Annotated in this window: 11 protein-coding genes and 1 pseudogene; 7 read left to right on the top strand and 5 right to left on the bottom strand. The window is 73.0% G+C overall.

Going from position 1 to position 13677, the window contains the following annotated elements; genetic code table 11:
* Nucleotides 1–175 precede the first annotated feature (175 nt).
* From ACWEFB_RS03820 to hutH, 6 genes and pseudogenes are all read left to right on the top strand, one after another.
* A complete protein-coding gene (locus ACWEFB_RS03820) occupies nucleotides 176–1057 on the top strand; it encodes a MurR/RpiR family transcriptional regulator (protein ID WP_452281928.1) in 882 nt (293 codons plus the stop codon).
* A 36-nt stretch (nucleotides 1058–1093) separates the two neighbouring features.
* On the top strand, nucleotides 1094–2743 hold the full coding sequence (gene hutU / locus ACWEFB_RS03815; protein WP_452281926.1) for a urocanate hydratase: 1650 nt from the start codon (nucleotides 1094–1096) through the stop codon (nucleotides 2741–2743).
* Nucleotides 2744–2756: 13 nt separating this feature from the next.
* Nucleotides 2757–3971 (top strand): annotated as a pseudogene (locus tag ACWEFB_RS03810) (allantoate amidohydrolase); the annotation flags it as partial.
* Nucleotides 3972–4039: 68 nt separating this feature from the next.
* Nucleotides 4040–5362: a formimidoylglutamate deiminase gene (locus tag ACWEFB_RS03805; protein WP_452281924.1), complete on the top strand. Its 1323-nt coding sequence runs from the start codon at nucleotides 4040–4042 to the stop codon at nucleotides 5360–5362.
* On the top strand, nucleotides 5359–6546 hold the full coding sequence (gene hutI / locus ACWEFB_RS03800; protein ID WP_452281922.1) for an imidazolonepropionase: 1188 nt from the start codon (nucleotides 5359–5361) through the stop codon (nucleotides 6544–6546). Before ACWEFB_RS03805 ends, hutI begins: the two co-directional genes overlap by 4 nt.
* Nucleotides 6537–8078, top strand: a complete 1542-nt coding sequence (gene hutH / locus ACWEFB_RS03795; protein WP_452281920.1) for a histidine ammonia-lyase — start codon at nucleotides 6537–6539, stop codon at nucleotides 8076–8078. The genes hutI and hutH overlap by 10 nt, the downstream gene beginning before the upstream one ends.
* Nucleotides 8079–8198: 120 nt before the next feature.
* On the opposite strand, the gene rdgB is transcribed toward hutH, so the two are convergent.
* The 5 genes from rdgB to ACWEFB_RS03770 form a co-directional block, all read right to left on the bottom strand.
* Complete coding sequence (gene rdgB / locus ACWEFB_RS03790; RefSeq protein ID WP_452281918.1) at nucleotides 8199–8813, bottom strand: RdgB/HAM1 family non-canonical purine NTP pyrophosphatase; 615 nt, start codon at nucleotides 8811–8813, stop codon at nucleotides 8199–8201.
* A 20-nt stretch (nucleotides 8814–8833) separates the two neighbouring features.
* Entirely contained in the window at nucleotides 8834–9562 is a 729-nt protein-coding gene (gene rph / locus ACWEFB_RS03785) for a ribonuclease PH (protein ID WP_326560674.1), read from the bottom strand.
* A 104-nt stretch (nucleotides 9563–9666) separates the two neighbouring features.
* Nucleotides 9667–10794 carry a glycosyltransferase gene (locus ACWEFB_RS03780; RefSeq protein WP_452282118.1) on the bottom strand — a complete coding sequence of 376 codons (1128 nt, stop codon included), beginning with the start codon at nucleotides 10792–10794 and terminating at the stop codon, nucleotides 9667–9669.
* A 5-nt stretch (nucleotides 10795–10799) separates the two neighbouring features.
* The gene (locus tag ACWEFB_RS03775; RefSeq protein ID WP_452281915.1) at nucleotides 10800–11945 is read right to left on the bottom strand and encodes a glycosyltransferase family 4 protein; all 1146 of its coding nucleotides are present in this window, start codon (nucleotides 11943–11945) and stop codon (nucleotides 10800–10802) included.
* Nucleotides 11946–12046: 101 nt separating this feature from the next.
* On the bottom strand, nucleotides 12047–12793 hold the full coding sequence (locus ACWEFB_RS03770; protein WP_452281913.1) for an MBL fold metallo-hydrolase: 747 nt from the start codon (nucleotides 12791–12793) through the stop codon (nucleotides 12047–12049).
* Nucleotides 12794–13098: 305 nt separating this feature from the next.
* Between ACWEFB_RS03770 and ACWEFB_RS03765 the strand changes: the two genes are divergently transcribed.
* The gene (locus ACWEFB_RS03765) at nucleotides 13099–13668 is read left to right on the top strand and encodes a hypothetical protein (RefSeq protein ID WP_452281911.1); all 570 of its coding nucleotides are present in this window, start codon (nucleotides 13099–13101) and stop codon (nucleotides 13666–13668) included.
* The last annotated feature ends 9 nt before the right edge of the window (nucleotides 13669–13677 follow it).

The raw sequence follows: 13677 nt of genomic DNA, 5'->3' as shown, positions 1-13677 counted from the left end.
CGAGCGATGGTGCGCCGGAGTCTGGTCCCATCCACGGTGTTGGTTGTATCACGTTGCGGGTGGCCCGTTGGGATATACCCGTCCATCTCTGTTCGGCCGAGCCTCATTGCCAGGTGAATGATTTCATGCATAGAGTGCTCCCGTGAATGATGATTCACTTGTCCGAGATGCGGTAATGGTCGCTGTGCCCGAGCCGGGTCCCGGTGCTGCCGCGACACCCCCGACGGACCAGGTCCTCGACCTGTTCCACGGCATCCGGCTGACCCCGACGCAACGGCGGATCGCGCACAGCCTGGTCCAGCACGCCGCCTCGGCCGCGTACCTGTCGGCGGCCGAGATCGCCGAACTCGCCCAGGTCAGCCAGCCCTCGGTCACCCGGTTCGCGATCGCCCTCGGCTACGACGGCTACCCCGCCCTGCGCCGCCGACTGCGCCAGATCACCGCCGTCGAGCGGGGCCGTCCGGCGTCCGACGTACCGGCCGGCAACGAACTGCAACGCGCGGTCAGCGCCGAGGTGGAGAACCTGCACCGGCTCGCCGAACAGCTCGCCGACCCGGACAAGGTGACCACCGCCGGGGCACTGCTCGCCAACAGCCGCCCACTGCCGGTGCTCGGACTGCGTGCCGCCGCCCCGCTGGCCTCGTACTTCGCGTACTTCGCCGCCAAGGTGCACCCGGACGTACGCGTACTCGACACCGGCGGCAGCCTGCTCGCCGACCGGCTCGACCAAGCCCGTACGGCCGGCGCGACCGCACTGCTCGCCATCGTGCTGCCCCGCTACCCGCGCGAGTCCCTCGACGCGCTCCGCGAGGCGCGGCACGCCGGGCTCTCCGTCGTGGTGATCACCGACTCGGCGGTCAGCCCGGCCGCCGAGTACGCCGACATCGTGCTGCCCGCCGCCGTCGGCGCCCAACTCGTGTTCGACCTGCACACCGCCCCGATGACCCTGGCCATGGTGCTGCTCCAGGCGATCTGCGACGCCGCACCCAGCCACACCCAGCGCCGGTTGGAGGAGTTCGAACAGTCCGCCGCCCGCCGCCAGGTGTTCCTCACCTGAGTCCGCACTCCCCCACCGTTGCGCCAGGAGACCCCGATGTACCAGCCCGTTCGTGCCGCGCGCGGCAGTACCCGTACCGCAGTCGGTTGGGCCCAGGAAGCGGCCATGCGGATGTTGATGAACAACCTCGACCCGGAGGTGGCCGAGCGCCCCGAGGACCTGGTCGTGTACGGCGGCACCGGCCGCGCCGCCCGCGACTGGCCCTCGTACCACGCGCTGATCCGGACCCTCACCGAGCTGCGCGACGACGAGACGATGCTGGTCCAGTCCGGCCGTCCGGTCGGGGTGCTGCGTACGCACGAGTGGGCGCCCCGGGTCCTGCTGGCCAACTCGAACCTGGTCGGTGACTGGGCCACCTGGCCCGAGTTCCGCCGCCTGGAACACCTTGGTCTGACCATGTATGGCCAGATGACCGCCGGATCATGGATCTATATCGGTACACAAGGTATTTTGCAGGGCACCTACGAGACCTTCGCAGCGGTCGCCGCCAAGCGGTTCGACAACACCCTCGCCGGCACCCTCACCCTCACCGCCGGCTGCGGCGGGATGGGCGGCGCGCAGCCGCTCGCGGTCACCATGAACGGCGGCGCCTGCCTGATCGTCGACATCGACCCGGAACGGCTCGCCCGCCGGGTCAAGGACCGCTACCTCGACCGGGTCGCGGACAACCTGGACGAGGCGGTCGAGGCGGTGCTGGCGGCCAAGCGGGAACGCAGGGCGCTGTCGGTCGGGGTGGTCGGCAACGCCGCCGTGGTCTTCCCCGAGCTGCTGGTACGCGGGGTCGAGATCGACATCGTCACCGACCAGACCAGCGCCCATGACCCGCTCTCCTACCTGCCGGTGGGTGTCGAACTCGCCGACGCGGCCGAGTACGCCGCCGCCAAGCCGGCCGAGTTCACCGACCGGGCACGGTCCTCGATGGCCCGGCACGTGGCGGCGATGGTCGGCTTCCTCGACGCCGGTGCCGAGGTCTTCGACTACGGCAACTCGATCCGGGGCGAGGCCCAACTCGCCGGGTACGAGCGCGCCTTCGACTTCCCCGGTTTTGTGCCGGCGTACATCCGACCGCTGTTCACCGAGGGTCGGGGGCCGTTCCGCTGGGCGGCACTCTCCGGCGACCCGGCCGACATCGCCGCCACCGACCGGGCCGTACTCGAACTGTTCCCGGAGAACGAGTCGTTGGCCCGGTGGATCCGGCTCGCCGGTGAACGGGTCGCGTTCCAGGGGCTACCGGCCCGGATCTGCTGGCTCGGGTACGGCGAACGGGACCGGGCCGGGGTTCGGTTCAACGAGATGGTCGCCTCCGGCGAACTCTCCGCACCGGTGGTGATCGGGCGGGACCACCTGGACGCCGGATCGGTCGCCTCGCCGTACCGGGAGACCGAGGCGATGGCCGACGGATCGGATGCGATCGCCGACTGGCCGCTGCTGAATGCGCTGGTCAACACCGCCAGCGGGGCATCATGGGTGTCCATCCACCACGGTGGCGGGGTGGGCATCGGGCGGTCGATCCACGCCGGGCAGGTCTGCGTCGCCGACGGCACCGCGCTCGCCGGGCAGAAAATCGAACGCGTACTCACCAACGATCCGGCGATGGGGGTGCTCCGGCACGTCGACGCCGGTTACCCGAGCGCCGCCGAGGTGGCCACCCGTACCGGCCTGCCGGTGCCGATGGACCGGGCGTAGGGAGGGGTACGCGTTGTCAGCAACGGTGACCGAGGGATCCGACGGGGTGGCGGCGTTCCGGGCCCTGTGGGACGAGATCGCCCCGATCGGCCGTGATCCGGTCAGCGGGGGTTACCTGCGGTACGCGTTCGGCGAGCCGGAACTGTGGTTGCGGGACTGGTTCCGACGGCAGGCCGCCCACCGGGGACTGCCGGTCGAACAGGACGGCAACGGCAACCTGTTCGCCTGGTACGGCGACCCCGGACAGGGTGACGCGGTCCTGGTCGGCAGCCACTTCGACTCGGTACCGCACGGGGGCGGCTACGACGGCCCGCTCGGCATCGTCAGCGCCTTCCTCGCCCTCGACCGGCTGCGCGAACAGGGGCGGGTGCCGTACCGGCCGATTGGGGTCGTCGCGTTCGCCGAGGAGGAGGGTGCCCGGTTCGGCGTACCGTGCCTCGGATCCCGGCTGCTCACCGGCGACCTGCCGGTGGAGCGGGCGGCGGCACTCACCGACCGGGACGGAACCACCCTGGCCGAGGCACTCGGTGCCCGGCCGGCCGGTGCCCGACCGGACCTCCTCGGCCGGATCGGCGCCTTCGTCGAGTTGCACATCGAACAGGGCCGGGCCCTGGTCGACCTGGGCGCACCGGTCGGCGTGGCCAGCGGGATCTGGCCGCACGGGCGCTGGCGGATGGACTTCACCGGCGAGGCGAACCACGCCGGGACGACCAGGATGAGCGACCGGCGCGACCCGATGCTCACGTACGCCTTCACCGTTCTCGCCGCGAACAAGGAGGCCCGGCGGTGCGGGGCCCAGGCCACCGTCGGCCGGGTCGAGGTCGAACCGAACGCCACCAACGCGGTCCCGTCGCTGGTCCGTGGCTGGCTGGACGCCCGCGCCGCCGAGGTCGCCACGCTCGCCGCCCTGGTCGGGGCCGTCGGGCAGAAGGCGGCCGAGCGGGCGGTCCGGGACGGGACCGGCGTACGGCTGACAGCCGAGTCGGTCACCCCGCTGGTCGAGTTCGACGGTGGTCTGATCGACCTGTTCCGGCGGGTGCTGGACGACGGCGTACCGGTGCTGCCGACCGCCGCCGGGCACGACGCCGGGGTGCTCGCACCGCATCTGCCGACGGCGATGCTGTTCGTCCGCAACCCGACCGGGGTGTCGCACTCGCCGGCCGAGACCGCCGGTGACGACGACTGCGCGGCCGGGGTGACCCGGCTCGCCGACGTGCTGGCCGCCCTGGCCTGCGAACCGGCACCGATCGGCGCCCGGAGCAGCGGCGGCACCGACTTCGAACCGGTGGAGGACGCATGAGCACACAACGGTTCCACGCCGAGTACGCCTGGCTGCCCGGCGACGAGTCACCCACCCCCGACGTGCTGATCGAGATCGCCGACGGCAGGTTCACCGGGGTGACCGCCGGGGTGCAGGTGCCGCCAGGCGTGCGGCGGCTGCCGGGGGTCACCCTGCCGGGGCTGGCGAACGCCCACTCGCACGCGTTTCACCGGGCGTTGCGCGGCCACACCCAGACCGACGGCGGTACGTTCTGGAGCTGGCGGGACCGGATGTACGAGGTCGCCGGGCGACTCGACCCGGACACCTACCTGGCCCTGGCCCGAGCCACGTACGCCGAGATGGCGCTGGCCGGGATCACCTGCGTGGGCGAGTTCCACTACCTGCACCACCAGCCCGACGGCACCCCGTACGACGAACCGAACGTGATGGGTGCCGCGCTGGTCGAGGCTGCCGACCAGGCCGGTGTCCGGCTCACCCTGCTGGACACGCTCTACCTGACCTCCACCGTGGACGGTGAGCCGCTGCACGGGGTGCAGCGCCGGTTCGGCGACCGGGACGTGGACGCCTGGTCGGACCGGCACGGCAAGCTGGGGGCCGCGGCGCATCTGCTGCTCGGTGCCGCGCTGCACTCGGTCCGGGCGGTCCCGCTCGGTTCGCTGTCCACCTTCGCCTACCGCAACAACGGCGGGCCCCTGCACTTCCACCTTTCCGAGCAGCGGGCCGAGAACGACGCCTGCCTCGCCACCCACGGCTGCACCCCGGTCCAGCTCCTCGCCGACATGGGCGTACTCGGGCCGACCTCGACCGCGGTGCACGCCACCCACCTGACCGAGGACGGGGTGGCCCTGCTCGGCGAGACCGGCACCGGCGCCTGCCTCTGCCCGACCACCGAACGGGACCTGGCCGACGGGATCGGACCGGCCCGCGCCCTCGCCGACGCCGGCAGCCCGCTGAGCCTCGGCTCGGACAGCCACGCCGTGATCGACCTGTTCGAGGAGGCGCGGGCGGTCGAACTCGACGAGCGGCTGCGTACCGAGCGGCGCGGGCACTTCACCCCGGCCGCGCTCACCCACGCCGCCACCGCCGCCGGGCACGCCGCGCTGGGCTGGACCGACGCCGGCACGATCGCCGCCGGCAACCGGGCCGACCTGGTCACGGTCCGGCTGGACAGCGTACGGACCGCGGCGGTGCCGCCCGCCGGGGTCTTCTTCGCCGCCACCGCCGCCGACGTCACCGACGTACTGGTCGACGGTCGGGCGGTGGTCCGGGACGGCCGGCACGTGTCGATCGACGTGGCCGCCGAACTTCACCGGTCGATCGCGCGGGTGTGGCGGTGAGCGCCCACCCGGGGCCGAGCCTGCTGGTCGACAACATCGGTGAGCTGGTCACCAACGAGCCCTACGGCGAGAGCGGCCCGCTCGGCATCCGGCGCCGGGCGGCGGTCCTGGTCGAGGACGGCCGGATCGCCTGGCTCGGCCCGGCGAAGTACGCCCCGGCCGCCGACGGGCGGATCGACGCCGACGGCGCGGCGGTGCTCCCCGGATTCGTGGACAGCCACTCGCACCTGGTCTTCGCCGGTGACCGGGCACCCGAGTTCGCGGCCCGGATGGCCGGTCAGCCGTACACCGGCGGCGGGATCCGGACCACGGTCGGCGCCACCCGCGCCGCCAGCGACGACACGCTCCGGGCCAACGTCTCCCGGCTGCGGATCGAGGCGCTGCGCCAGGGCACCACCACGATCGAGATCAAGAGCGGGTACGGGCTCAGCGTCGCCGACGAGGCCCGCTCGCTGCGGATCGCCGGTGAGTTCAGCACCGAGACCACCTTCCTCGGCGCCCACGTCGTCCCCGCCGAGTACGCCGACCGGCCCGACGACTACGTCAGCCTGGTCTGCGGGCCGATGCTGCGCGCCGCCCTGCCGTACGCCCGGTGGATCGACGTGTTCTGCGAACGGGGCGCGTTCGACGCCGACCACGCCCGCGCGATCCTCACCGTCGGTCAGGCCGCCGGTCTCGGCGTACGCCTGCACGCAAACCAGCTCGGCCCCGGTCCCGGAGTGCGGCTCGCGGTGGAACTCGGCGCGGCCAGCGCGGACCACTGCACCCACCTCACCGACACCGACATCGACGCGCTGGCCGGTTCGGAGACGGTCGCCACCCTGCTGCCCGGTGCCGAGTTCTCCACCCGGTCGGTCTACCCGGACGCCCGGCGCCTGCTCGACGCCGGTGCCGTGGTCGCCCTCGCCACGGACTGCAACCCCGGCTCGTCGTACACCTCGTCGGTGCCGTTCTGCATCGCTCTCGCCGTACGCGAAATGGGAATGACCCCGGCGGAGGCGGTCTGGGCCGCGACCGCCGGCGGGGCACGGGCGCTGCGCCGCGACGACGTCGGCGTGCTGCGCCGGGGCGCGCGGGCCGACCTGACCATCCTCGACGCGCCCTCGTATCTGCACCTGGCCTACCGGCCAGGGGTACCGCTGATCCGCCAGGTCCTGCACAACGGAGTACCGCAATGTCAGTAGTCACCGTCACCCCCACCGGCGTCACCCCCGCCGACGTCGTCGCCGTCGCCCGCGGCTCGGCCACGGTTGTGCTCGACCCCGCCACGATCGCGGCGATGGAGACCAGCCGGGCGATCGTGGACCGGATCGAACAGGACGGCCGCCCGGTCTACGGGGTCTCCACCGGCTTCGGCGCGCTCGCCAACACCTTCATCGCCCCCGAGCGCCGGGCGGAGCTGCAGCACGCGCTGATCCGTTCCCACGCCGCCGGGATCGGTGCCCCGATGCCCCGCGAGGTGGTCAGGGCGATGATGCTGCTGCGCGTACGCTCGCTCGCGCTCGGCCACTCCGGGGTCCGGCCACTGGTCGCGCAGTCCCTGGTCGACCTGCTCAACCACGACATCACCCCGTGGGTGCCGGAGCACGGCTCGCTCGGCGCCTCCGGTGACCTGGCCCCGCTGGCGCACTGCGCACTGGCCCTGCTCGGCGAGGGGTGGATCCTCGGCAAGGGCGGCGGCACCCGCGAGGACGCCTCGGTGGCCCTGCACCGGGCCGGGTTGGCCCCGATCGAGCTGGCCGCCAAGGAGGGGCTGGCGCTGATCAACGGCACCGACGGCATGCTCGGCATGCTGCTGCTCGCGATCGGGGACGCGGAACACCTGTTCGCGATGGCCGACGTCACCGCCGCCCTGGCGATCGAGGCGATGCTCGGCACCGACCGGCCGTTCCAGCCCGAGTTGCACGCCATCCGCCCGCATCCGGGGCAGGCCGTCTCGGCGGCGAACATCCACCGGCTGCTCCAGGGGTCGGACATCATGGACTCCCACCGCAACGACCTGGTGCACGCGGTCCAGGACGCGTACTCGATGCGGTGCGCCCCGCAGGTCGCCGGCGCCGCCCGGGACACCCTCGGTTTTGTCACCTCGGTCGCCGGACGGGAACTCCTCTCCATCGTCGACAACCCGGTGGTGCTGCCGGACGGTCGGGTCGAGTCGACCGGTAACTTCCACGGCGCCCCGCTCGGCTTCGCCGCCGACTTCCTCGCCATCGCCGCCGCCGAGGTGGGCGCGATCTCGGAGCGTCGGGTGGACCGGCTGCTCGACATCACCCGCAACCGGGACCTGCCGGCGTTCCTCACCCCGGACGCCGGGGTCAACTCCGGGCTGATGATCGCCCAGTACACCGCGGCCGGGATCGTGGCGGAGAACCGCCGGCTGGCCGCCCCGGCCTCGGTGGACTCCCTGCCCACCAGCGGGATGCAGGAGGACCACGTCTCGATGGGCTGGGCGGCCACCCGCAAACTCCGTACGGTGCTGGACAACCTGACCAGCCTGCTCGCGGTGGAACTGCTGGCCGGCGTACGCGGACTGCAACTGCGCGCCCCGCTGACCCCGTCACCGGCCGGTCGGGCCGCGGTGAACGCGGTGGCCCGGTTCGCCGGGGAACCCGGCCCGGACATCTTCCTCGCCCCGGCCCTGGAGGCCGCCCGCGCGGTGGTTTCCGGCCCGGACCTACGCACCACGATCGAGTCAGAAATCGGCCCCCTCCCCTAGCGCCGCCCCCGCGCCGATCTTGCAGTTGTGGTCGTACGCATACCAGGCGAAACGGTCAATTCCTGGCGCCACAACTGCAAGATCGACGAGGGAAAGGGGTGGGGGGTGGGGGGTGGGGGGTTAGAGCGGCAGCAGGACTTTGGCGATGACCTTCGCCAGGGCACGGAGTGCCTTGCCCCGGTGGCTTACCGCGTCCTTTTCGGTCGGTGAGAGTTCGGCGTTCGTACGCTCCTGGCCGTCGCCGAGGAAGACCGGGTCGTAGCCGAAGCCGCCCTCGCCGCGCGGAGCGCGCAGCAGCCGACCGGTCTGCCTGCCGTCGACCAGGTGTTCCTTGCCGCCCGGCAGGACCAGGGCCACCGCGCAGACGAAGGCGGCGCCCCGGTGCTCGTCCGGTACGTCACCGGTCTGCCCCAGCAGCAGTTCCAGGTTGGCCCGGTCGTCGCCGTGCCGGCCGGACCAGCGGGCGCTGAACACACCCGGCATCCCGTTGAGGGCGTCCACGGTCAGGCCGGAGTCGTCGGCCACCGTCGGCAGGCCGGTGTGCTTGACCCCCTCGCGCGCCTTCAGCAGGGCGTTCTCGCCGAACGTGAGTCCGGTCTCCGGCACCTCCTGGTACGCGGGCAGGTCGGCCAGGCCGACCAGCTCGATCCGTTGTGGACCGAGCGCCCCGTCCAGGATGCGCTGCAGCTCGACCAGCTTCTTGGTGTTGCGGGTCGCCAGCAGCACCCGGGTCATCTGCTCTCCTCGTTCCACTCTCAGCCGGCCAGGGCCTTGCGTTGGGCGTCGGCCAGCTCCGCGCAGCCGAGCACCCCGAGGTCGAGCAGGGCGTCGAGCTGGTCCCGGGCGAAGACGTTGGCCTCACCGGTCCCCTGCACCTCGACGAAGTCCCCGGCACCGGTGCAGACAATGTTCATGTCCACCTCGGCGGCCACGTCCTCCAGGTAGTTCAGGTCGAGCCGGGGCTCACCGTCGACGATGCCGACGCTGACCGCGGCGACCGAGCGGTGCATCACCGAGGCCGGCTTACCGGCCAGCGCCTTGCGGGCGGCCAGCCAGCCGACCGCGTCGTGCAGGGCGACGTACGCGCCCGTCACCGAGGCGGTACGGGTCCCCCCGTCGGCCTGGAGTACGTCACAGTCGAGCACGATCGAGTTCTCGCCCAGCGCCTTCAGGTCGATACAGGCCCGCAGGCTGCGACCGATCAGCCGGGAGATCTCCTGCGTCCGGCCGCCGATCCGGCCCTTGACGCTCTCCCGGTCGGAGCGGGTGGTGGTGGCCCGGGGCAGCATCGAGTACTCGGCGGTGACCCAGCCGAGGCCGGATCCCTTGCGCCACCGGGGCACCCCCTCGGTGACGCTCGCCGTGCAGAGCACCCGGGTCTGGCCGAACTCGACGAGCACGGACCCTTCCGGGTGCACGCTCCACTGCCGGGTCAGTGTCACCGGCCGGAGTTCATCGGGCTGCCGCCCATCAGGTCGTGCCATGGGGGCAGCCTATGTGTTACACCGCAGCCCGCCGCCCTGGGGCACCCCGTCGCGCCGGAACAGACCCCGGAACCCGGCGGCCGGAGCCGGGACGGCGGCGCGGGTCAGGCGGGGACGGACACCGCGACCGGGGCGTCGTGGGCGCGGAGGAAGCCCTCGACCGAGGCGGCCCAGCTGAACCGCTCGGCTCGGGCGCGGGCGGTGGCCCGGCGTTCCGACTCCGGCGTGGCCAGCACGGACACGATCGCCTCGGCGAAGGCGTCACCGGTGCCGTCCGCGCCCCTGCCTGCCTCCCCCACCACCTCCGGCAACGCGCTGGCGGCGTTCACCACGACCGGCGTACCGCAGGCGAGCGCCTCCAGACCGGCGAGCCCGAACGTCTCCACCGGTCCCGGCGCGACCACCACGTCCGCGCTGGCCAGCAGGCCCGCGACCCGGTCCCGGTCGGGCAGGAACCCGGTGAAGTGCACCGGCAGCCCGGCGGCCCGGTGGCCGAGCGCGGTCCGGCGGGGCCCGTCACCGACCACCACCAGCGTCGCCGGCACACCGTTGGCCCGGAGCGCCGCCAGCGCGTCGATCGCCAGGTCGGGGCGCTTCTCCGGCGACAGCCGGCTGCAGTGCACCAGCAGCACCTCGCCGTCGGGGGCGTACTCGGCGCGTACGGCCGGGTTGTGCCGGTCCGGGTGGAACCCCTCCAGGTCGACGCCGAGCGGCACCTGGCTCAGGTTCGGCGCCCCGATCCGGCGGAACTCCGCCGCGGCCCAGTCGGTGGTGCAGACCACCCGGTCGTACGTGGCCGCGCTGCGCCCGTTGAGCCGGTCGGCCACCCGCTGCCCGATCGGTGCCGGGGCACCCCAGACGCCGAGCAGCCCGGTCAGGCTCTCGTGCGACACCATCAGCGACGGCACCCCGTGAGCCTTCGCCCAGGCGCCGGTCCACCGCAGGGTCGACCGGTCCGAGACCTCCAGCCGGTCCGGCTCCAGTTCCTCCAGCAGCCGGCGCAACCGGCGGCGGCCGGCGAGGACCCGGTAGCCGCCGGTACCGGGCAGCACCGGTCCGGGCAGGGTGATGACCCGGTCCGGGCCCACCATCTCGTCACCGGCGCGCTCGCCGGGAACAACCAGTACGGGTTCGTGTCCGGCCGCCCGGTACCCGGCGCCGAGGCAGCGCAGCGCGGTACGCAGCCCGCCGGAGCGGGGGGTGACGAAGTTCGCCAGCCGGACGATGCGCAGCGCCGTCACGCGGCGATCCGGCGGGGGGCGGTGGCTCCGGCACCGGTCAGCACCGCCCGGTAGTGCCCGATCAGCTCGTCACCGACGGCCGCCCAGGTCCGGCTGGCCACCCAGGTCCGGGCCGCGAGGCCGTACGCCCGGCGGCGCTCGGCGTCACCGGCCAGCTCGGCGACCGCGTCGGCGAGCGCGGCCCCGTCCTCCGGCGGCACCAGGGTCCCGGTCACCCCGGACTCGATCAGGTCCAGTGGCCCACCGGCGGCCGGTGCGACCACCGGCAGGCCGCTGGCCAGCGCCTCCTGGACGGTCTGCCCGAACGTCTCGTACGGGCCGCTGTGCACGAAGACGTCCAGGCTGGCGTAGAGCCGGGCGAGTTCCGACCCCTGCCGGGAACCGAGGAAGAGCGCTTCGGGCAGGGCCCGTTCCAGGTCCCGCCGCGCCGGCCCGTCCCCGACGATGACCAGCCGTACGCCGGGCAGCCGGGAGGTGGCCGCGAGCAGTTCCACCCGCTTCTCCACCGCCAACCGGCCGACGTAGCCGACCAGGAGTTCGCCGTTCGGGGCGAGGGTCGCGCGTGCCTCTTCGCTGCGCAGCGCCGGGTCGAACCGGACGCTGTCGACACCCCGGCGCCACAACCACACCCGCTGTACGCCGTGCGTGACCAGGTCGGCGGCGGACCGGGTGGACGGGGCGAGGGTACGGTCGGCGGCGTTGTGGATGTTGCGCAGCCAACGCCAGGCGGCGGCCTCGCCCCACCCGAGCCGGTAGTGCCGGGCGTACGCGGCCAGGTCGGTCTGGTAGACCGCCAGGGTCGGCAGGTCGAGTTGACCGGCCACCGCCATGCCCCGGGCACCGAGCACGAACGGGCTGGCCAGGTGGACGACGTCGGGGGCGTGCTGGTTCAGCGCGTCGGCGAGCCGGGCGGACGGCAGCCCGAGCCGGAAGCTGCGGTAGCGGGGCACGGCCACGCTCGGCACCCGGATCACCGGGTACGGGTGGTCGCCGGGAACACCACGGGTGGCTGACGACGGCGCCGGCGCGATCACGATCGGGGTGTGCCCCCGGTGGACCAGGTGCTCGGCGACGCGGACGACGGAGTGCGCCACACCGTTGACATCCGGTGGGAAGGACTCCGTGACGATCGCGATGCGCATGCGCTCACCGTGGAACCCGTGCTGGTGCGGCGGGCGACGGCTAGCTGACCGGCTGGCAAACAGTGCCGCACAAGATGTCGCCGTCGATGTCCGACCCGTCGTCAGATGTCGTAGCGGGCACCCGGTCGGGCGATTTCCACCGGGCCGGCGAAGGCCGACGCCGCGGCCTCGTGGGTCAGCGCCTCGCTTCCCCAGGCACTGACCAGGTGGGTCAGCACCAGCCGGCCGACCTCGGACTTGGTGGCGATCTCCCCGGCCTCGCGCCCGGTCAGGTGCAGGTCCGGGGGGTTGTCCACGCCGTCGAGGTAGCTCGCCTCGCAGAGGAAGAGGTCGGCACCCTGGGCCAGCCGGAGCAGCGCCTCGCAGGGGGCGGTGTCGGAGGAGTACGCGAGCGACCGCCCGTTGTGCTCCAGGCGTACGCCGTAGGTCTCGACCGGGTGGTTGACCCGGTCGACGGTGACCGTGAACGGGCCGATCGGGAAGCTGCCCGGCTGCAGGCCGTAGAAGGTGTAGACGTCGTCGACGCCGGTCTCCTCCTGGCTGTACGCGGCGGCGAGCCGGTCCGGCGCCCCGGCCGGTGCGTACACCGGCAGCGGCGGGTACGGCCCGTCGGGGGCGTACCGGCGCACGACGACGTAGGTGACCGCGTCGAGGATGTGGTCGCAGTGCAGGTGGGTGAGGAGGATCGCGTCGACCGCGTGCAGCCCGGCGTAGCGCTGCAGGGCGGTGAGTGATCCGGAGCCGAAGTCGACCAGCAGGCGGAATCCGTCGGCCTCGACCAGGTAGGCCGAGCAGGCCGCCTCGGGACCCGGGAAGCTCCCGGCACAGCCCAGAACAGTCAGTCGCATCCGGTCGCCCTGAAGTTACCGATGGTCACGGACAGCCCGCCGACCAATGAGTAGACGATCTTTGCCGGCGCCTCGGTCACGGTGCGCAGCCTACGCTTCGACACCGGGAGGCAAGAAAAAACTGGTGCTTGTTGTCGCCAAGGTGACACCGCCCCAACCTCCGCCTCCCACTTGGGCCGAACGACTTCCCGTACCTCGCCGTTACGCCCCGTCACGCCTGAGCGTTGCATCAGGTGACAAGTCCCGCCGACGGTGGCGGGCGATGATCTGGACCAGGACGGTGCACCGTGCCCACCGAGGCTGAGATGACGACTGGCGCCCCGCAGCGGGAGACGGCCATGCCGGCGGTCGCTCTCGGCACCGTACCGCTGGTGGCGACCGGCACGATCCGGCCGGCGGCGCCCACCGGTCATCCGGTGGCCACCCACGCGCCGGAGACCGCGTACGCCGTCGCCCCGACGGTCGCGCGGGCCGCGGCGCGGGTACGCCCGGCGTACGCCGGACCGGACGACGGCGCCACCATGGCACCGCAGCCGCCCCTGGTGCCCTGGGCGGCGCCCACCGCGGACCACCCGATCTGCACCCGGCGGGCGGGTCCGCGCGGCACCAGCCGGCAGATCCTCGGCGTGTGCGGCTGGGCCACCGCGTTGGGTCTGATCGGGCTCGCCACCGGGCTGCGCGGACTGGTCGCGATCGTCGCGGGGGCGGCACCGGACTGGTACGAGCCGACGATGGCCGCCGTCGGCCTGGGCGGCGTCGCGCTGACCATGGTCGCGTTCCTCTCCGTCCGGCACCCTCGACTGCCCTGGATCATGCTGAGTCTGGCCACGCTGCCGCTCGCGGTCAACCTGGCGCTGACCCTCGCCGCGTTGTGAACCGCGGCG

This window comes from Micromonospora sp. NPDC004704 (assembly GCF_053601675.1).
This window is presented reverse-complemented; position numbering and strand designations above follow the sequence as displayed.